This is a genomic window from Cyanobium sp. NIVA-CYA 375 (genome assembly GCF_056108345.1).
This window is the reverse complement of sequence record NZ_JBSYHW010000276.1, coordinates 1-868: the sequence shown is the minus strand read 5'-3', so window position 1 is coordinate 868 and position 868 is coordinate 1. Positions and strand designations below refer to the sequence as shown.

The following is an 868-nucleotide window of genomic DNA, read 5'->3' as shown; positions in this document are numbered from 1 at the left end:
ATTGAACCTGGGCCTCGTGCTGCAGGCCCTGTGCGGCCAGGGCCGCGGCCGCATCACCGACGCGATTGCGGCCTACCACCGCGCGCTGCGCACCTTCACGCGCGAGCGCTTCGCGCAGGAGTACGCGGTGCTGCACAACAACCTGGCCATCTGCTACCTGTCCATGCCCGCCACCGACGAGCGCGGCCGCATGCGCGAGGCCCTGGCGGTGCAGTCGTTCGAGGAAGTGCTCAAGGTCATCAACCTCGTGGACCACCCCAGCGAGTACGCGATGATCAACAACAACCTGGGCAATGCGCTGCAGTACGCCAGCAGCAGCCACGTGCTGGAGAACAACCTGCGCGCACTGGCCGCCTACGACGAAGCGCTGAAAGTGCGCAACCCGCGCGACACGCCACTGGAGTACGCCAACACGATTGCGAACAAAGCCAACGTGTTGCGCGGCCTGGTGCCCGAACCGACCTCCGTCACCGCCGAAGGCCAGGACCCGGTGGCCAGCCCCCTTGATGAGGCCTTGGCGCTCGCGCGCGAAGCGCAGATGCTCTTTGCGCAGCACGGCGACTCGCAAAAGGCCTCGATGATGGCCGAGGTCGTGAACGAGATCGCCTCCGAGCTCACCCACCGGCGCGTGCAGGCGCAGTGACCGCGCTCGTCTTTCCCCGGATCCCAACCCTTGACTCACCCTTTCTTGACGGAGCATTTGGCATGACGGCACTTGGCCTGCTGGGCTTGTTGGTTTTGGCACTCCTCCTGGCGCTGGCCGGGGGCGCAATCACGGGCATGAAGATCGGCGCCGAAGCGCTGGGCAAGGAACTCGCGGCCATGATGGGGGCGTTCTAGCCAGGGGCGGCAGGCGACCAGCTCCATG

General features: G+C 66.4%; 2 protein-coding genes. One reads left to right on the top strand and one right to left on the bottom strand.

What is annotated here, in order from left to right; translation table 11 throughout:
• Positions 1 to 643, top strand: a 643-nt coding sequence (locus AC01FP_RS18055; RefSeq protein ID WP_474482182.1) for a hypothetical protein, incomplete at its 5' end; no start/stop codon positions are given.
• Positions 644 to 678: 35 nt separating this feature from the next.
• Here the strand turns inward: AC01FP_RS18055 and AC01FP_RS18050 are convergent.
• Positions 679 to 868 (bottom strand): hypothetical protein (locus tag AC01FP_RS18050; RefSeq protein WP_474482181.1); only part of this gene is annotated, 190 nt, incomplete at its 5' end.